Source organism: Hwanghaeella sp. LZ110 (genome assembly GCF_048892525.1).
GTDB lineage: Bacteria > Pseudomonadota > Alphaproteobacteria > UBA8366 > Aestuariispiraceae > Pacificispira.
On record NZ_JBLZHT010000003.1, the window covers coordinates 502,272 to 521,676 of the forward strand.

Genomic DNA, 19,405 nt, shown 5'->3' on the forward strand with positions numbered 1-19,405 from the left:
ACTCGTGCCGATGGGTTATCCAGTGCGGGGTAACGCTTCATTTCCGAAATCATCCGCTTTCACGAAAATCAGGGTGGCATTCTCTGGCCCCATGACTAGGCTTGGGAAACAGGTTGATAATATCGGGTGGAAACCATGACGGACCGGACGGAAGAACTTTATCGCGACGATTCCTATCTGAAATCATGCGACGCCACGGTCGTGGAAATCACGGATCGCGGCGCGCTGGTTCTGGATCGCACGGTCTTTTACTATACAGGCGGCGGACAACCCGGCGACAGCGGCACCTTAACCTTTGACGGCGGGGCCATTCGCATCGGGACAACCATTCAGGCCGATGGGGATATTCTGCATATCCCGGAAGAAGGCCAGACTCTGCCCCCTATTGGCACAAAAGTCGTTGCCGAGATCGATTGGGACCGACGCTATCGGTTGATGAAGATGCACACGGCAATGCATCTGCTATGCGCGCTTGTCCCCTGTGGCGTGACCGGCGGTCAGGTTGGGGAAGACAAAAGCCGCCTGGATTTCGATGTCGGCGAACACACGCTGGACAAGGACGCGCTGACCGCGCAGTTAAATGACCTGATTGCACAGGATCATCCTCTGCAAACACTATGGATCAGCGATACGGAACTGGACGCCAACCCCGAACTGGTGCGCACCATGTCCGTGCAGCCGCCCCGCAATGCGGGCCGCATTCGTCTGGTCAAGGTCGGGGAAGCGGTCGATCTGCAACCTTGTGGCGGCACCCATATCGCCCATACCGGGGAAATTGGGCCCCTGCGCATTGGGAAGATTGAGAATAAAGGGGCGAAAAACCGCCGCGTGAACATTCATCTTGAAGCATAAATACGCTAGGACTGTTGCTGCCTTGATGATCCCTAACCATTGAAAGCCATAAATCATGTCACATTTTCCGCTCGTTTCCGCCCAATGGTTGAAGGGTGCCCTGTCCGACCCTGATGTGATTGTTGTGGATGCAACCTATCATCTGCCCACGGTTCAGCGGGATGCGAAGGCTGAATATCTGGAGCGCCGAATTCCAGGGGCGCGGTTCTTTGATGTTGATGGCGTGTCTGATGCATCGGATCCCCTGCCCCATATGGTTCCCAGCCCGGAGGCCTTTGGCGACATGATGGGGGCACTTGGCATTTCCAATGACAGCCATGTCGTGTGCTATGACAGCTATGGCATATTCTCATCTGCCCGCCCCTGGTGGCTGTTTCGATTGTTCGGCCATGATAAAGTTTCTGTCCTGGATGGCGGTTTGCCTGCCTGGATGGCAATGGGATACGCAACCGAATCCGGCCCTGCCCCAGTCGCTCAGCCAACCCAGTTTACAGCGGACTTCCGCCCGAACCTGTTGCGGCGCGTGGCAGAGGTTCAAGCCAATCTGGAGGGGGGGACAGAAGTGGTTTTGGATGCACGGGCTGCCAATCGCTTTAATGGCAGCGCACCAGAACCGCGCCCCGGCACACGATCAGGTCATATTCCGGGTTCGCTGAATCTTCCCTTCTCCAACTTGGTGGATGCCGATACAAAGAAAATGATCAGTGTTCACGGATTGCAATCCGCCTTTGACAAGGCCGGGATCAAGTTGGGGCGCGACAAGGTTGTGACAAGCTGTGGATCCGGCGTTTCCGCCTGTGTTCTGGCACTGGGACTGCATCTTCTGGGTGATGAGAGCGCTGCGGTCTATGATGGATCCTGGTCCGAATGGGGCACGCGCAGCGATACCCCCATCACCAATCCATCCGACTCCTGAAGAAGTATCATGAAAACACGACCCTGTACGCTTGCGGATATTCCCCATGTTGTGAACCTGTGGAAGGCCTGTGGCCTGACGCGCCCCTGGAATGATCCCGCGCAGGATATGGAAATGGCGTTGAAACACAGCGCATCGACCGTCCTGATTGGTGAATTCAATGGCGCCATTATCGCCAGTGTTATGGCCGGGTTCGATGGCCATCGGGGCTGGCTGTATTATGTCGCGGTTCGCCCCGACCTTCAGGGCAATGGTTATGGTCGCCAGATCATCACAGAGGGTGAAGACTGGTTGCGCCATAAGGGCTGTCCAAAAATCCTGCTGATCATCCGGGCAGACAATAAAAAGGTTATCGATCTATATGCCTCCCTGGATTACGTCCAGGAACCACGCGCGATGATGTCGAAATGGCTGATTGAGCCCCCCGCCCAGAATCCGGAGGCTGCCCCGTCGCGCAAGCTGGATGTGACAATCACTTATCTGGAAATGACCCAGGCCCCGCAACGCCCGCCTCGGCCAGCCCCGGTAACCCCCAAGCCACTATCATTACAGCGCGTGCACAATCCAACCGTATCCTTCTATCGCTATTTACAGCACACGGTGGGCGATCCATGGCTGTGGTGGGAACGCCGCGTGATGCCTGATGAAGCCATCGCCGAGATTGTCCAGGACCCAAAGGTTGAACTGTATGTGTTGACCATGGGCGGGGTTCCGGCCGGCTTTGTCGAATTGGACTTTCGCGCCATGCCAGACAAGGCAGAAGTTGCTTATTTCGGGCTCCTGCCCGAGTTTATCGGCCACGGGCTGGGGCCTTACCTGTTGGAATGGGGCATTGATTGCGCCTGGAACCGCAATCCCGCGCCAAAGCGCCTGACGGTCAATACCTGCACGCTGGACCATCCAAAGGCACTCAGCGGGTATCAGCGCGCCGGGTTTGAGGTGGTGGATCAAATCCATATACAAACCTCAGACCCGGTCGCCAAAGGCCACATCCCCAAATCCGTCCGCATCCTAAGCCCTGGATACCCGCCTTCGCGGGAATAACGGGGGTGATTGCCTTTGCAACACCTACGTTTCTCCGCGCCTTTTGGGTTCCCTTTCCATCGTCACCCCGGCCCTGATCCGGGGTCCAGGGCCGCAGGCGCTTCTGCCTGAATAGCCGCCTTCGCGATTCACAAATCGTCAAACTCTCATCCTGAGGAGGCGCGATAGCGCCGTCTCGAAGGATGCTCTGTAAGTATGGTGCTTATTACAGTGGGCTCCCCCTTCGAGACGCTACGCTCCTCAGGGTGAGTGTGCAGTTATAGGCGACAGCGTCACCCCAGACCCGATACGAGGTCCAGGGCGGCAGGCAATACTGCCTGAATAGCCGCCTTCGCGGTTCAAAAATCGTCAAACTCTCATCCTGAGGAGGCGTGACAGCGCCGTCTCAAAGGATGCTCTGTAAGTACGGTGCTTACAGTGCGCTCCCCCTTCGAGACGCTACGCTCCTCAGGGTGAGTGTGCAGTTATAGGCGACAGCGTCACCCCAGACCCGATACGAGGTCCAGGGCGGCAGGTAATACTGCCTGAATAGCCGCCTTCGCGATTCACAAATCGTCAAATTCTCACCCTGAGGAGGCGCGACAGCGCCGTCTCGAAGGATGCTCTGTAAGTACGGTGCTTACAGTGGGCTCCCCCTTCGAGACGCTACGCTCCTCAGGGTGAGTGTGCAGTTATAGGCGACAGCGTCACCCCGGACTTGATCCGGGGTCCAGGGCGGCAGGCGCTACTGCCTGAATAGCCGCCTTCGCGGTTCACAAATCGTCAAATTCTCATCCTGAGGAGGCGCGACAGCGCCGTCTCGAAGGATGCTCCGTAAGTACGGTGCTTACAGTGGGCGCCCCCTTCGAGACGCTACGCTCCTCAGGGTGAGGGTGCAGTTATAGACGACAGGCGCAATTGGTCCTGGACGGTGCCCTCTATTTCGTTACTAGAATCTGCCGCCTGATTTGCTTATAGTGATGGCATGATAACAATTGATGTCTTTTCCGACCCAATCTGTCCCTGGTGCTATATCGGAAAGAAGCGCCTGGATCAGGCTTTGGCTGCGCGGCCGGACCTGCCCATTGCTGTACGCTGGCGCGCGTTTCAGCTTAATCCGGATATGCCGCGTGACGGAATGGATCGACAATCCTATCTGTCTGCTAAATTTGGCGGTGCGGATCGCGCATCCGAAGTCTATGGGCAAATTCAGCGCGTTGGCGCCCAGGTTGGTATCGATTTTCAATTCGATAAGATCCCGCGCACGCCCAGCACCCTGAATGCCCATCGGCTGATTCGTTATGCTCAACGCCCCGGCGTGGAGAAGGCTGATGGCCTGATGCCTGCCCTGTTTCAGGCCTATTTCATGGATGGCAAGGATATCGGGGATGTTGCCGTCCTGTTGGATATCGCCCAAGCCGTCGGCCTGGACCGACCTGCCGTGCAGGAATATCTGAACAGCCGGGAAGACGAGGATGAAGTTCAGGCCGAAGACGTGTTCGCCCGACGCCTTGGCATTGGCGGCGTGCCCTGCTTTATCATCGACGGAAAATACGCCCTGTCCGGCGCTCAGGAACCCGAAGCCTTCCTGCCCCTGCTGGACATGGCGGTTCAGGAACAAACCGCCGGTCAGAGTTCAGTTGAGGGTTGAGCCACAATAATTTGATATTATTAAAAATATCTATTTACAAATCCTGTACATCAACAATGCCTGCGATGGATTTGATTGCCTGGCGGAAGGCAGCATTTACCTGATAGGGCTTGTCCAGGGTGAAATCGACATCGCCTTCTTCTGTGTTTAAGGCGCGGATTTCGATACGGCCACGACCGGGCTTGGCATGCCCCTCAAACACTTTGCGCAGGGCCTCAATCGGATCGGGCGTATCCAGTACAATGCGCATGCCTTTGGCGGCCTGGGCTGCTTCCTCGTCCAGGGATTTGACGGAACTGGCGGTCAGGCGCAATTCAGCATCCGCGCCCTCCCCCTTTTTATCGATATTCACCGTGACCATCAGGGGCTGGCCAGAATCCAGCAACTCCCGCGCTGTGCCCAAGGTTTCCTGGAACATCGTGACTTCAAAGTTACCACTGGCATCTGACATGCTGACAAACGCCATTTTGGAGCCGCGCTTGGTCGTCATAATCCGTTTCGCACCCACCAAACCTGCCAGCTTCACCCCTTGAGAAACACGCACCCGGCCAGCCTGAACATCCGCCCATTGGCTGATCCCCAGTTTGCCAAATGTCGCAGCATAGGCTTCCAATGGGTGGGACGACATGTAAAAGCCAATCGCGTCCAGTTCAAAGGCCAGCTTCTCTGTAGGACCCCATTCCGGCACGTTGGATAGTTTCGGGCGGTTTATGGTGGTCATTTCACCGCCAAACAATCCCGCCTGGGCGCTGACTTTATCCGCCTGCACGGCCGATCCATGACCCAATACACTCTCCAAGCTCTCGACGAGCCGACGGCGATTGCCATCCAGACTGTCAAAAGCCCCCGCCTTGATCAGGTTTTCAACGGACCGCTTGTTCAGCGCCTTGGGTTCTACCCGTTCCGCGAAATCAAAGACATCCTTGAACGGCCCGCCCTCTTCCCGGGCGCGAATGACCCCTTCCATTGCGCCAGCCCCGACATTTTTCAACGCCGCCAGGGCATAACGCACGCAACGCACCCCCTCCTCTGTTGTTTCCACAGAGAAATCGACGGCGGATTTGTTCACATCTGGCGGCAACAGGCCGATTTCCAGTCGCGCGATCTCTTCCCGGAAGACATTCAGCTTATCGGTATTGTGCATATCCAGCGTCATGGACGCGGCCATAAACTCAACCGGATAATTCGCCTTCAACCAGGCCGTCTGATAGGCGACCAGCGCATAGGCGGCGGCGTGGGACTTGTTGAACCCGTATCCAGCGAAAGCATTGATCAAATCAAAGATTTCATTGGCTTTCGGGGCATCAACATCGGAATGCTCCTTCGCGCCGGAAACAAATAAGGCGCGCTGTTCGTCCATTTCCGACTGAATCTTCTTCCCCATCGCCCGGCGCAGCAAATCAGCGCCGCCCAGCGTATAGCCAGACAGAACCTGGGCCATCTGCATGACCTGTTCCTGATAGATCGGAATACCAAAGGTTTCGGCCAGAACCGGTTCCAGCTTCGGATGCGGATATTTCGGTTTCTCCTGACCATGCTTGCGGCGGATATAGGTGGGGATATTCTCCATCGGGCCCGGTCGATACAGGGCCACAACGGCGATCAGATCTTCCAGCCTATCAGGCTTCAGGGTTTTCAGGACATCGCGCATGCCAGAACTTTCCAACTGGAACACGCCCGTTGAGATGCCCTTGCACAGCATTTCATAGCTTTTCGGGTCATCCAGCGGGATTTTAGCGATATCCAAAGGCTCAGTGCGGTCTGGACGCTGATCAATAAGCTTGCGAGCCTTGTCGATGACCGTCAGGGTTTTCAGGCCCAAAAAGTCAAACTTCACCAATCCAGCCTGTTCAACATGTTTCATGTTAAACTGCGTGACGGGGATTTCCGACCGGGGATCACGATACAGCGCGACCAACTCATCCAGGGGGCGATCCCCAATCACCACCCCAGCAGCATGGGTTGAGGCATGGCGATACAGGCCTTCCAGGGCCTTTGCCATCTTCACCAGCCGCGCAACCGCCTCATCCTCATAGATCTGGGCCTGCAACAGGGGTTCCCCCTCGATTGCCTGACTCAGGGTGACTGGATTGGCCGGATTGTTCGGCACCAACTTACAGATGCGGTCGACCTGACCATAGGGCATTTGCAGCACCCGCCCGACATCGCGCAGCACAGCGCGGGCCTGCAATTTACCGAAGGTTATGATCTGCGCGACCTTGTCCGCGCCATATTCCTTTTGAACATACGAGATCACTTCATCGCGGCGGTCCTGACAGAAATCGATATCAAAGTCAGGCATGGAGACACGTTCGGGATTCAAGAACCGTTCGAACAGCAGATTATAGCGCAGCGGGTCCAAATCCGTGATGGTCAGCGCCCAGGCAACGACCGACCCCGCCCCGGACCCACGGCCCGGCCCAACCGGTATTTCCTGTGCCTTGGTCCATTGGATAAAATCCGCAACGATCAGGAAGTAACCAGGAAAGCCCATCTGACCAATCACGCCTAATTCGAAATCCAGGCGCTCTTCATAAGGTTTGGCTGTAGCGATGCGCGAAGCCTCATCCATGTCCGGTGTAAAGACTTCCTCTTCCAGCCGGACTTTCAAGCCTGCGACAGAAAGGTCCCGCAATGCCTCTTCCGCCGTGCGATCGCCGCGCTTGGTATATTCCGGCAGCAGCGGCTTGATCTTTTCAGGCATATAGGCGCAACGCTGGGCAATAATGACCGTGTTATCAACTGCTTCCGGTAGGTCGGAAAACAGGGTGCGCATTTCGTCCGCACTTTTCAGACGGTGATGGGCGGTCAGTTTGCGGCGGTTCGGGTCGGTGATGACGGTCCCTTGGGCAATGCATAATAAAGCGTCATGGGCCTCGAACATTTCCTCTTTCGGGAAATAACAGTCATTTGTGGCAACCAGCGGCAGGTCATGGCGATAGGCCAGATCAATCAGTTCCGGTTCGATCCTGTCTTCTTCGACCAGATGATGGCGCATGATTTCAACATACAGACGTCCTGGAAAGATTGCCGCCAATCTAATCAGGCATTCCTCAGCCGCCGTCGATTGCCCATCCCCCAGCAAACGACCAACCGGCCCATCCGGGCCCCCAGTCAGAAAGATTAACCCCTGAGAATGGGCTTCCAAGTCGGGGATGCCAATTTGGGGCGTCTCGCCAGGCGTGGTTTTCAGATACGCTGCGCTGACCAGCTTCATCAGGTTCAGATAGCCGCTCTCATCCTGTGCCAGCAGCACGATCTTGTCAGGGGGTGGGCGAATGCCCCCTTGCAGGCCGGTTCCGGCACCTTCCCGCTCTTCCTGTCTCAGGCTCAACTGCACGCCTGCAATCGGCTGTACGCCCGCAGCAGAGGCTGCCTGAGCGAATTCCAGACCACCAAACATGTTGTTGGTATCGGTGATCGCAACGGCGGGCATTTTCTGCTCCGCACACAGCTTCACCAAATCTTTAACACGGATTGCCCCCTCCGCCAGAGAATAGGCGGAATGGACACGCAAATGAACGAATTGAGCATGATCTGTCATACCCACAGTGTAGAAATGATTCTCCCCCTGTCATGAGGAACCGTCGTGAACGAAGCGGATTTATTGGGGGTAAGCCGGGGGATAACTTCAGGTTTGGGTCGAAATGATCGACGTCACGACTCCTCAGAGGTCAATGCGGTGAAAACCTTCATGACCCGATCAACCTGTTGTTTGCCGGAAAACATCTCTTCCCCTTTGCGGGTCGCGCAATCGGATATTTCCTGCCACTTTTCCGCATTGGTGGCCAAATCAATCATGGTTGATGCGATCTGTGAGGCATCGAAGTCCGCGAACAAATATCCCGTTTTCTGATGCTCAATCACAGCATTCGTAGTCCCCGTCGCCAGGGCAGGAATGCCAGAGCGTGTCGCCTCAATAACATCGCGGCCCCAGGGGTCATTCCACCGTGATACGCGCAAAAGACACAGGGCAGACTGAAGCTCCCGTTCGGGGTACGGTGTGTGTCCCTTAAACTCAATTCTATCGGTCAATCCACGCGCCTTGACCTGGTCTCTTAGATCTTCCAGAAAATTGGTTCCACTTCGGGCCGATCCGAAGACAGCAATGCGCAGCTGCGGCATAGCCTTTTGATTTTCCAGTTCCGCTGCCACATCGATCAGCCGATCTGCCCCTTTTTCATAGTCTATATTACCAAGGTAGACGGCTACAGGGTCTTTCGGGAATGTTGGCTTTTGGGGTGGGGCTGCCGCGATATTCCAAATGACGTCCCCTGAGACGTGCGCATGATGCAAAAATGCGTCGCGTTCTTCTGGAGAAATATAAAACATGTGGGAGACCAAACCGGCCAAAGTTCGTGCCTCCCAACGGCCCCATAGATTCGATGGAATTCTGGTTCTGGAATGCCCAACAATTGGCAGATCCAGCTGCCGCCGCAACTGGGTGCCCAGCAAGAACAGACCCTCATAGTTCAAATGCACGATCTGTGCCCGATGCTCGACCGTTGCCTGGACTATTTTCTGAACGGCCTTGCGCAGCTTCAGTAGTCGTGGCGCCGTGACCGCGAATATCTTCCAGTTGTTTCGATCCCGTGGCGCGAATGAATAGATCTCAGGGACATGAATTGCCTTGATCCCGATATCTTCATAGCGCTGCTGGATTGGCCCCTTTGTACGACAGATGACCAGGGGACAAACCTTGTCACGATCAAGGCGACTGACCAATTCAAAAAGGCTGCGAGAGGAGCCACCAAAACCGCCTTCGATATCAATATGAACGGAACGTATCGGTGCCGTCACTGTATCTCTCCCCTCCAGGAGAGGCCCTTTTTGTTCAGGTACTTCTCCGTATGCCATGACACCATGTGACGTGCACCCCGACGATCTTTTGCCACTGTTGAATACGGTACAACAGCTTGTGCTTGGAGCGGTTCCATCCAATAGGTAAGATACCGTTTCTCAAATTTATGCCACTGTTTAGCGCCGACCGGTGCATGGGCCACTTTAAGAAGAAATCGCGGTACTCTGATCCATGAAGGTGCCGTTTTTTGAGGGAAATGATAGGATGGGTCGCCCCACACATTGCCCCAATTATTCTTCAACAGCATTGCCTTATACAGTGATTGGTTTGCCTTGAACCGGTAGGGCATCTCTTGCCAGAAATTAAGATACTCCGTATCCCATAGAGGCAGTCGCCAATCATACCCCGCATAGTCATATATCCGCTGTCCAGAAATCACATATTTGCTTTGCCGGTTTACCAGTTCAAGAAATTCATAAACACCATGCAATCCGCTGGTTTCTAGGGGAAGACCTTGCGCCTGATCTTGAAGGCGCGTCCGGATTTGCGCGTTGAAACCGTCCTGATCCAAATCTTCCCACAACCGATAATGCTTTTGGATCTGCGACTGTATAACGAGGTCGAGATTCTGGTCTTTGGTGGCGTCTGGGGCGAGATGACCAAATACTTTGGGAATATGCCCACCGGAGATGAAATCTCCAGAATTGCCATTCACGATCACCCCGTCTTTTGAAAGATACCCCTGCTCTTCCAACGCGCGAATGGCTGGGAGGTCCTGCTCAAAAGGGACATTAGTGCCAGTATCGGCATGCTGCAGATAGTTTGCGTGATCTTCAGAGGCAAAAAATGCGCGCATTTTAGGGATGGTGTAAGGAACAAACCGCCAGGAATAGCCAAGATCACGGGAAATCTTCTCCCCCGCCTGGGCCTCATGATTGCCCGGAATTCCATAGGAAAAGCACTTAACATTCTTAACGCCCAGATGCCGCAATCCAGATACGATCAATCGCGAGTCCAGGCCAGCGCTGAGAGGAACGAAAATTGGGCGCCCATCGACGGAGCGTGCAAGCTTTTCCAGAATGGAAAGCGTGGTCCGGGTTAATGTCTCCAAAGCATCCTCTTGGGAGACATCGACAACATCCCACGCAGAATATCTGTTATATTGGATGATATGGTCCTGGCCGTCAGGCTTAAGGATCACGGCTTGCCCTGGGGTTAATGTCTTAAGCGGCTGATACAAGGTATCGCTTCCGATCGTGTATCCAGACATTGCAAGCGCCCGCGCGGCATCCGGATTACGATCCTCATTCCCCCATTTGAACCGGTCAATTAAGGCATTGGCGTTGTCTGAAATGACCCATCGATGACCGTCCCACGCATAAAACATCGGAATTGATCGAACGCGGTCTACCGCGACAAACGCGGTCTCATCAGAAATTGAAACAAGCGCAAAATGACCGTCTATGGATTGAACGAGATCGCCAAAAGACTTTTCGGTCAGGGAGCCAATCCGGGCTACCTGATTTCTTACCGTTGCTTTATTATATAGATAGCCGCGTACCTGCATCGGCAACGCTGATCCGAATTCGTTAGAGCGCCACAAATCCGGGGCGCACAAGCATAGATCAGGAGCTTTCATAGAGCGACCTTATCCATTAGAAACCTCTAATGCTGGCAAGAGTTTGGACATGCAAAAAGTTAAAGAGGGGTACAACACAAAGCGCGTCTAGTAAATGCCAATTAGATTTCGACATCGATAACCCGCAGACCAAAAAATATTTAAATTCAATTACATAGACTGATCAAATCTGAGGTCGTATTAAGGCTCCTCACATTCCGCCATCAAGCTGCGGATGTAACCCGGCATTTCGTGGGCTTGTACCTTGGCCGCGCGAACCAGGGAGTCGAAGTGGTCGGACAGGGTTCGGATATGTTCGCGTGTATTGAACACGAAATACATCTGGCCCAAAAAGATTGCCGCGCGTCTGGGGCCGAACACCGTATAGGGGACCGCGTACACCTTGCGCCCGTCGAACAGGAACAGACGTACACGGGGATACAGCTCACTGAGCAAGGACGCCATATACTCCAATTGCTCCAACCGCACGCTTTTTGGAAATTCGTCCCAGACCCCCTGTCCCCGCGCAAAAGTGCGCAAAACCTGCCAGGACAGACAAATTTCCATCTCCATCTCCGGGATGCGCGATAGGGCCAATCGGTTCTGGATAGACGACTTTGCTTCCTCCGTCGATTTCGCCTGATAGGTGGCGTATTCCAGGGCCAGAACCGCATCCGTTTTAACCAGATCCGGCAGCGAGGACGGCACATAGCGCACCTTATATCCCACCGCATCGGTATGCCATTGTTCCAGCAATTTATCTGATCCGGCAAAGGTGTCGGGCCGCGCGATTTCAATGGATTCCCGCAGGATTGCCGCCCCCTGTCCCGGTTCTTCCGCCAGCCCCAGCAGCCAGTCCGTGCTGACCTGCAGGGCAACTGCCATGGCAGCCACCGTATCGGCGCGCGGCAGGCGGTCCGCGCTGCGCGACAGCAATTGCGACAGGGTGGATCGATCCACCCCGATGGCGCGGGCCAGACCCGACTGATTAATCCCGACATCCGCCATCGCGCTTTCCAGACGCTTGCGGAAAGAAGACACCGTTTCTCGCCGATCCAGGTTACGCCCGGTCAGATAATCGGTTGCTTTATACATATATACCTTTGTTTATAAAGATCACCATTAACCAGTAAATATAAACATACGCTCTATATTGATGACAAGTATATCGTTTTCAAAACATGAAAATCACGAGACTGTGTTCCCGCACTGCACAATTCCTTTCGGCTTCAACAACACGCACAAGTTCAACAGCACGCACAAGGATGTATATGGCCTCCCTGGCAGGAACCCCTCCCAATCTCGCCCCCAGCCCGGTTCAATCCCGTGGTCGCTCAACCCTGGCAGAATGGCCAACATGGTTGGTCTGGGGTGGCGTTTATGGTGGTTTCTTTGCGGTAACAGCCTTCTGGACCCAAATCAGCCCGTGGATCACAATTCCAGCCCTGGCCTATCTGATCTGTTGGAATGGTCATTTGATGCATGAAGTGCTGCACGGTCACCCGACCCGCAGCAACCTTATCAACCGTTTGTTGATTCTGCCCAATCTGATCGCATGGATGCCCTATGAAATCTATCGCGACAGCCATATTGCGCATCATGAGACGGATCATCTGAGCCACCCGAATTTGGATCCGGAAAGCTATTACATCGCGCCGGAACAATGGGCGCGGACGCCCGGTTTCATGCAGGCCTTATTGCGCGCCAATAACAGCCTGATCGGGCGCATGGTGATTGGTCCCATCGTTATGGTCAGCCGTTTCTGGATGTCGGAAATCCGCCGCTTTGCCTCTGGGGATACCCGCTATATCGGGGCATGGATCATCCTGATGATCAACAATCTGGCCCTGGCCTATTGGCTGTTTGATATCTGTGCCCTGCCGGTCTGGCAGGTGGCGCTGGGCCTTTATGGTGGTTTGGCCCTGGGTACAGTGCGATCCTTCACGGAACACCGGCCAGCCGACAATCAGGATGCGCGCTGTGCCATCGTAGAATCCGGCCCGATGATGCAGTTGTTATTCCTGAACAATAATTTCCATATCGTTCACCACACACACCCATCCCTGCCCTGGTACGAGATCCCTGGCACCTATTATCGCAATCGGGACTATTGGATTGCCAAGACGCAGGGTCATTGGTTCAGCACCTATTGGGATGTCCTGCGCCGCTGTGCCTTCACCGCGAAAGACAGCCCGCGGTTTCCAGACTAGGGCTAGGCGACGACGCGGGCCAACGCTTCCGCAATCTTGCGCACACCTGACAGACGCCTTTCAGAATCACTCCACGCCCGCATGATCACCATTTTATGGTCCGGCCGCAATTTCGCTGCCCCCGCCATCTTCTGAATAAAGCCGATCAGGCCGCCGGGATTGGCAAAATCATCATTGCGGAACGAAATCAGCGCGCCTTTTGGCCCGGCATCCACCTTTGAAATTCCCGCCGCCTTACACGCCTGCTTTATCGCCACAATCTGCAACAGATTGGCAACTTCCTCCGGCATGGGACCAAAGCGGTCCACCATCTCGACAGCAAAGCGATCAATCTCCCGCGTGTCTTTCAAATCGGACAGTCGGCGATACAGGCCCAGGCGCACCGACAGGTCCGGCACATATTTCTCTGGGATCAGCACGGCGATTCCGACATTGATGGTCGGTGTCCAGGTTTCTTCAATCTCTTCTGCAGCGACATGATCGCGGGCGGCGGCGACGGCCTCTTCCAGCATGCGCTGGTACAGTTCCACCCCGACTTCCTTGATGTGACCGGACTGTTCTTCGCCCACCAGATTACCGGCACCACGAATATCCAGATCATGACTGGCCAATGTGAAGCCCGCCCCCAGACTGTCCAGCGTTTGCATGACATCCAGGCGCTTGCGGGCGGTTTCGGTCAGGACCTTGCCCGGCGGCAGGGTCAGATAGCAATAAGCCCGCTGTTTGCCGCGCCCGATGCGCCCGCGCAATTGATACAACTGAGCCAATCCGAACATATCGGCCCGGTGAATGATCATCGTGTTGGCATTGGGAATGTCCAACCCGCTTTCCACGATATTGGTGGACAGCAGGATATCATATTTCCCGCCAACGAAGTCTGTCATGACCTCTTCCAATTCGCGCGCGGCCATGCGGCCATGAGCCATAGCGACATTGGAATCAGGTGATAATTCGCGGATACGCTCCCGCACGCGGTCCATATCGGCCAGCCTTGGGCAGACATAGAATATCTGACCGCCGCGATATCGTTCTCTGCGGATGGCTTCCCTCAGGACAACGGGATCATAGGGCAGAACAAAGGTTCGAACCGCCAGACGATCCACCGGCGGGCTGGCAATGATCGACATCTCGCGCACCCCGGCCAGGGCCATCTGCAAGGTCCGCGGGATTGGCGTCGCGGTCAGTGTCAGCACATGAACATTGGCGCGCAATTGCTTCATGCGTTCCTTCTGCTGCACGCCGAAATGCTGTTCCTCATCAACGATCAACAGGCCCAGATCACGGATTTTGATGGATTTCGCCAACAGGGCATGGGTGCCAACGACAATATCGATTGTGCCATCGGCCAGACCTTCCTTTACGCCCTCCGCCTCTTTTCCCGTCACAAGGCGGGACAATTGGCGCACCCGTACCGGCAATCCTTCAAAGCGTTCTTTGAAATTGCGGAAATGCTGACGGGCCAAAAGGGTCGTGGGGACGACGACAGCGACCTGTTTGCCGGACAGGGCGACCAGGAAGGCGGCACGCAGCCCAACCTCTGTTTTGCCAAACCCGACATCCCCACAGACCAGCCGATCCATTGGCTTGCCGGACCCCAGATCCTCAAACACGTCCTGAATGGCGCGCAACTGGTCTTCGGTTTCGGTGAAGGGGAAGCGCGCGCAGAATTCATCATACGCCCCTTCCTGCGGGACAACAGGATCGCCTTTGCGCAAGGCCCGCTCCGCCGCGATCTTCATCAGCGACTCGGCGATTTCCCGAACCCGTTCCTTCAGCCGCGCCTTGCGGGCCTGCCAGGCGGCCCCGCCCAGCTTGTCCAATTGAACACCTGAATCTTCCGAGCCATAGCGCGACAGGACTTCCAGATTCTCGACCGGCAGGAACAGCCGGTCATCGCCCGCATACAGAATGCGCAGGCAATCATGGGGCGCGCCATCAACACGCAGCGTCTCCAGCCCGTCATAACGCCCGATGCCATGTTCGACATGGACGACCAGATCCCCGGCCTCAATGGCCGACAGCTCGGAGATGAATTCCTCTCCCTTACGGCGGCGGCGGGCCGGGCGGGCCAGACGTTCCCCCAGAATATCAGGTTCGCTGAGCACTTGAACCGTATCCGTTTCAAAGCCCGCATCCAGTGGCATCAAGCCAATCGCGGCCTTTCCAGGAGACAGAGTTTCTATATCCGACCAGCTTTTCGCATCACTCAGGTCGGCGACGCCCCCTTCGCGGATCAACAGTTTCAGGCGTTCCCGCGCGCCCTCCCCCGATGCTGCAATCAGGGTGCGCTTTGTTGTCGCCTCGGCAATACGTTGGGCGACAGCCTCAAACAAATCGATATCGGGCGATTTTCGGGCAACGGCAAAATCCGGCACCCTTTTGCCAGCGGCATCCAGCGTTGCCTCCTGCCCGGCATCCGGTTTCGGGTAGGGGTTGAAGGTAAAAACCTGTGCCAGATCCAACCGCTCCCCCCAGCCATGCTGTGTGAAATACAGCATATCGGGCGGGATCGGCTTATAGGGGGCCGCCCCATCCTCATCCGGGCTGCGGCGCTTGGATCGGATGGATTCCTCTTCCTTGCGCGCGGCATAGTGATCGCGGATCGTCTCAATCCGCGCCTCGATTGCCTCTTCCCCCTGGGCATCCAGAAATATCGGGGAATCGGGCAGCCAGTCTGGAATGGTCTCCATATGATCGTGGAACAGTGGCAACCAATGTTCGACGCCGGGGGACCTGCGCCCTTCGCTCACTGCATCGAACATCAGATCGCCACTGGCATCGCCGCCAAACAACATGCGATAGGCCTGGCGAAAGCGATCAATATGCTCCCGGTCCAGCATGATTTCGCTGACCGGGCGCAGAATCATCTGGGTCGCCTCGCCCAATGTGCGTTGATTCATGGCATCGAACCGACGGATCGTCTCTAACTCATCACCAAAGAAATCAAGGCGCAGCGGATCGGCCTCTCCCGGTGGAAAGACATCCACAATCCCGCCCCGGATCGCATATTCACCGGGTTCGCGAACCGTCGTTGCGCGGCGATAGCCATTGCGTTCGTAAAAGGCCTGCATCGTCTCAACCGGAAATCGGGTGCCCGGTTTTGCCACCAGGGTGGCGTCCCGGAAGGATTTTGCAGGCGGGACCTTCTGTAAGACAGACGCAATTGTGGTCAGAACAACCGTTGCCCCCTGTCTCCCTGCCGCCAGAGCGGACAGGGCCTCCAGCCGCCCCGCAACGCTTTGTGCATTGGGCGATACCCGATCATATGGCAGGCAATCCCAGGCAGGCAGCAGAATTTGCGGCAGGTCCGGTGCAATAAAGCTCAGTCGATCCGCAGCCGCCCGCATACGGGTCTCATCCCGCATCACAACCAGGATCGGCTTTTCAAATTCGGTGGCGGCCTGGGCCAGGATCAGCGTATCGACACCTTCCGGCGCGCCCGCAATCTCCGTCTTGCCCAGCCCCTCCAGGAAGGGACGAAATGATATCAAGGGGACCCCAATGGATCTTTGGCGAATTGAAAAATATCCTGGAAAATAGGACCATTAACCTCTGGCGGGATCTCAGCCCCATGCACCAGCATGGAATAGAATACCTGATCGGGGATGTGCAGCAGCGCTTCGAACACATCCAATTGCTCATCCTGATACTGATCCAGGCGTTTATCCGCAAAGTTTCCCAGGATGATATCCATTTCCTTCATCCCGCGATGCCAGGCGCGAAACCGCAATTTCTTGCGGCGGATATCAGCGGGAATTTTGTTATCATTCATGGAAAGCATGGCAAGGTCCCAACTCTTGGACAACGGTTTGGCTGCGGTCAGCCCGATAGGACTTAGCGCATGGCTGAGGCTTTTACAGCCCTAATGCGATCACGGCAAACCCCGGCACAGAAATTTTGTTCCTCAGCGCTGTTTTCGCGGGGCGACTAAGGCGATAGACTGCCTGGACAAAGTCCGTTTCTAAAGTTGATCGGTATGCGCCCGGAAATTCTATTCCCCCTTTTTGCGACGCTAAACAGCCTGAAAGGCGTTGGCCCGCGCATCGCCCTGCTGTTGGAAAAAGCGGCGGGACCGCATGTCGTGGACCTGTTATGGCATCTGCCCCGCGAAGTAATCGACCGGCGCGACCGGCCCTCCGTCGCAGACGCACAACCGGGAAAAATCGTTACCTTGCAGGTGCATGTCGGCAAACACGAAGCCCCGTCCGACAAGCGCCGCCCCTATCGCATTCACTGTTCGGATGTGACCGGGCCCCTGATCCTGACCTTCTTTCGCGGTGATAAGAAATATCTGGAACAAATCCTGCCACAGGGAGAGGAACGCCTGATTTCCGGGCGGTTAGATCTGTATCAGGGCATCAAACAAATGGCCCATCCGGATCATATCCAACCGCTGGTTAAGGCCGATGAAATCCCAGACATTGAACCTGTCTATCCGCTGACCGCCGGAATCACGCCAAAGGTACTTTCCAAAGCAATAGCAGCAGCACTCAGCCGCGCGCCGGACCTGCCCGAATGGCTGAATGCGGAACATCGCAAACGTGAAGGCTGGCTGTCCTGGCGCGACGCCCTGATGCAAGCGCATATGCCCGGCAGCAGCGGCGATCTGTCCCCGCTTGCCAAGATGCGCCAAAGGCTGGCCTATGATGAATTGCTGGCGAATCAATTGGCCCTGACGGTCGTGCGGCGCAATGCAAAGCGTCAGGGTGGTCAATCTCTAAAAGGCGATGGAAACCTGCGAGAGGCCGCCCGAAAGGCCCTGCCCTTCACCCTGACTTTAAGCCAGGAAACCGCCTTATCTGAAATTTTTGCGGATATGGAATCACCCCAACGCATGCTGCGCCTTTTGCAAGGGGATGTTGGCAGCGGCAAGACCGTCGTCGCCTTGATGGCAATGTTGAACGCCGTGGAATGCGGTGGTCAGGCCGCCCTGATGGCTCCCACTGAAATCCTGGCGCGACAGCATTTTGAAACGATTGCGCCGATTGTTGCCAAGCTGGGCCTGAAATGCGTCGTCTTGACCGGGCGGGATAAGGGCGCTGCCCGAAAAGAAATCCTGGCGGCCATTGCAGAGGGGCGCGCCGCATTGGCAATCGGCACCCATGCGCTGTTTCAGGACGAAGTTGCCTTTCGCGACCTGAAACTGGCGGTGATCGATGAACAGCATCGCTTCGGCGTGCATCAACGCCTGACATTGGGGGGTAAGGGAATTCGGACCGACATGCTGGTGATGACGGCAACCCCAATTCCCCGCACCCTGACCATGACCGCCTATGGCGACCTGGATTCCTCTCGCCTGACCGATAAGCCGCCAGGGCGCATTCCCATCAAAACCGTTGTCATTGCAAACAATCGTCTGCCCGATGTCGTCGACGGGTTGCGCCGGAAACTGGCGGAAGGGGCCAAGGTCTATTGGGTCTGCCCCCTGGTCGAAGAATCCGAAACCAGTGATTTGGCCAATGCAGAAGGGCGCTATGCCGATCTGTGCCACAGTTTTGGGGAAACCCGCGTATCGCTGGTGCATGGCCGCATGAAAGGCAAAGAGAAAGACGCCGCCATGGCGCGGTTTATTGAGGGGCCCGCTGATATTCTGGTGGCAACCACAGTGATTGAAGTCGGCGTAAACGTACCTGCCGCCTCTGTAATGATCATCGAGCAGGCGGAACGCTTCGGCCTGGCACAATTACATCAATTACGCGGGCGCATCGGGCGGGGTGATGCGGCCTCCACCTGTATTTTATTGCGCGCAGAACACATGACCGAAACCGCGAAAGAGCGCCTGCGCACCCTGTCCGAAACCGACGATGGCTTTGTGATCGCTGAAAAAGACCTGGAATTGCGCGGGGCCGGCGAAATCCTGGGCACCAAGCAAAGCGGCCTACCCGAATTCCGCTTGGCCGATATCGCCCTGCATGGCGACCTGATGCGCGTCGCCCATGACGATGCCCGCCTGATTCTGGAAACAGACCCCGAACTCAACGGCCCGCGCGGCAAGAATTTGCGGCTGTTGCTGTACCTCTTTGAACGAGACGCCGCGATTGGGAATTTGAAGTCGGGTTGACGGATAAGACTCCGCAAACCCCGTTTGCTGTTCCTGGGCGGTTGATCTTTAAAACGTGCACTCACCCTGAGGAGCGCAGCGCCTCTAAGGGTGCCTTTCTGCAAGCACCCCCCGTCATACCCGCGCAGGCGGGTAGGTGGAGTCATGTTTGAAGTGCAACGGTTATTGATCCTTCGTTAAATACCTCGAAGGGGGTTTTGAACCCAAGACATTTTCGGGGCGTTTGGTTTTGGGCGTTTTGGATATCGGCGATATCTGATTGCGTAATTTTGG

General features: G+C 55.8%; 12 protein-coding genes. 6 read left to right on the plus strand and 6 right to left on the minus strand.

Annotation, left to right across the window (positions count from 1 at the left end; genetic code table 11):
- Nucleotides 1–135: 135 nt before the first annotated feature.
- The 4 genes from ACOSDM_RS08615 (at nucleotide 136) to ACOSDM_RS08630 (ending at nucleotide 4,442) form a co-directional block, all read left to right on the plus strand.
- Nucleotides 136–852 carry an alanyl-tRNA editing protein gene (locus ACOSDM_RS08615; RefSeq protein ID WP_420724093.1) on the plus strand — a complete coding sequence of 239 codons (717 nt, stop codon included), beginning with the start codon at nucleotides 136–138 and terminating at the stop codon, nucleotides 850–852.
- 55 nt (nucleotides 853–907) lie between these two features.
- Nucleotides 908–1,768 carry a 3-mercaptopyruvate sulfurtransferase gene (gene sseA, locus ACOSDM_RS08620; protein WP_420724094.1) on the plus strand — a complete coding sequence of 287 codons (861 nt, stop codon included), beginning with the start codon at nucleotides 908–910 and terminating at the stop codon, nucleotides 1,766–1,768.
- 9 nt (nucleotides 1,769–1,777) lie between these two features.
- Nucleotides 1,778–2,812, plus strand: coding sequence for a GNAT family acetyltransferase (locus tag ACOSDM_RS08625; RefSeq protein ID WP_420724095.1), 1,035 nt, complete (start codon nucleotides 1,778–1,780; stop codon nucleotides 2,810–2,812).
- 964 nt (nucleotides 2,813–3,776) lie between these two features.
- Nucleotides 3,777–4,442, plus strand: a complete 666-nt coding sequence (locus ACOSDM_RS08630; protein WP_420724096.1) for a DsbA family oxidoreductase — start codon at nucleotides 3,777–3,779, stop codon at nucleotides 4,440–4,442.
- Between the two features lie 34 nt (nucleotides 4,443–4,476).
- Here ACOSDM_RS08630 and dnaE read toward each other — a convergent pair whose 3' ends face one another.
- The 4 genes from dnaE to ACOSDM_RS08650 all read right to left on the minus strand — a co-directional run bounded on the left by dnaE (nucleotide 4,477) and on the right by ACOSDM_RS08650 (nucleotide 11,956).
- Nucleotides 4,477–7,986 (minus strand): DNA polymerase III subunit alpha, encoded by a 3,510-nt coding sequence (gene dnaE, locus ACOSDM_RS08635; RefSeq protein ID WP_420724097.1) that lies wholly within the window; start codon nucleotides 7,984–7,986, stop codon nucleotides 4,477–4,479.
- Between the two features lie 113 nt (nucleotides 7,987–8,099).
- Nucleotides 8,100–9,242, minus strand: a complete 1,143-nt coding sequence (locus ACOSDM_RS08640; protein ID WP_420724098.1) for a glycosyltransferase family 4 protein — start codon at nucleotides 9,240–9,242, stop codon at nucleotides 8,100–8,102.
- Nucleotides 9,239–10,810 (minus strand): asparagine synthase-related protein, encoded by a 1,572-nt coding sequence (locus ACOSDM_RS08645; RefSeq protein WP_420724099.1) that lies wholly within the window; start codon nucleotides 10,808–10,810, stop codon nucleotides 9,239–9,241. Before ACOSDM_RS08645 ends, ACOSDM_RS08640 begins: the two co-directional genes overlap by 4 nt.
- A 252-nt stretch (nucleotides 10,811–11,062) precedes the next feature.
- Nucleotides 11,063–11,956 carry a helix-turn-helix domain-containing protein gene (locus ACOSDM_RS08650; protein WP_420724100.1) on the minus strand — a complete coding sequence of 298 codons (894 nt, stop codon included), beginning with the start codon at nucleotides 11,954–11,956 and terminating at the stop codon, nucleotides 11,063–11,065.
- Between the two features lie 176 nt (nucleotides 11,957–12,132).
- On the opposite strand from ACOSDM_RS08650, the gene ACOSDM_RS08655 reads away from it, so the two are divergent.
- On the plus strand, nucleotides 12,133–13,071 hold the full coding sequence (locus tag ACOSDM_RS08655) for a fatty acid desaturase (RefSeq protein WP_420724101.1): 939 nt from the start codon (nucleotides 12,133–12,135) through the stop codon (nucleotides 13,069–13,071).
- 2 nt (nucleotides 13,072–13,073) lie between these two features.
- Here the strand turns inward: ACOSDM_RS08655 and mfd are convergent, their stop codons facing one another.
- Together mfd and ACOSDM_RS08665 are read right to left on the minus strand one after the other, a co-directional pair.
- Complete coding sequence (gene mfd / locus ACOSDM_RS08660) at nucleotides 13,074–16,562, minus strand: transcription-repair coupling factor (protein ID WP_420724102.1); 3,489 nt, start codon at nucleotides 16,560–16,562, stop codon at nucleotides 13,074–13,076.
- Entirely contained in the window at nucleotides 16,559–16,852 is a 294-nt protein-coding gene (locus ACOSDM_RS08665; protein WP_420724103.1) for a succinate dehydrogenase assembly factor 2, read from the minus strand. The genes mfd and ACOSDM_RS08665 overlap by 4 nt, the downstream gene beginning before the upstream one ends.
- Before the next feature lie 195 nt (nucleotides 16,853–17,047).
- On the opposite strand from ACOSDM_RS08665, the gene recG reads away from it, so the two are divergent.
- The gene (gene recG / locus ACOSDM_RS08670) at nucleotides 17,048–19,132 is read left to right on the plus strand and encodes an ATP-dependent DNA helicase RecG (protein WP_420724104.1); all 2,085 of its coding nucleotides are present in this window, start codon (nucleotides 17,048–17,050) and stop codon (nucleotides 19,130–19,132) included.
- Nucleotides 19,133–19,405 lie beyond the last annotated feature (273 nt).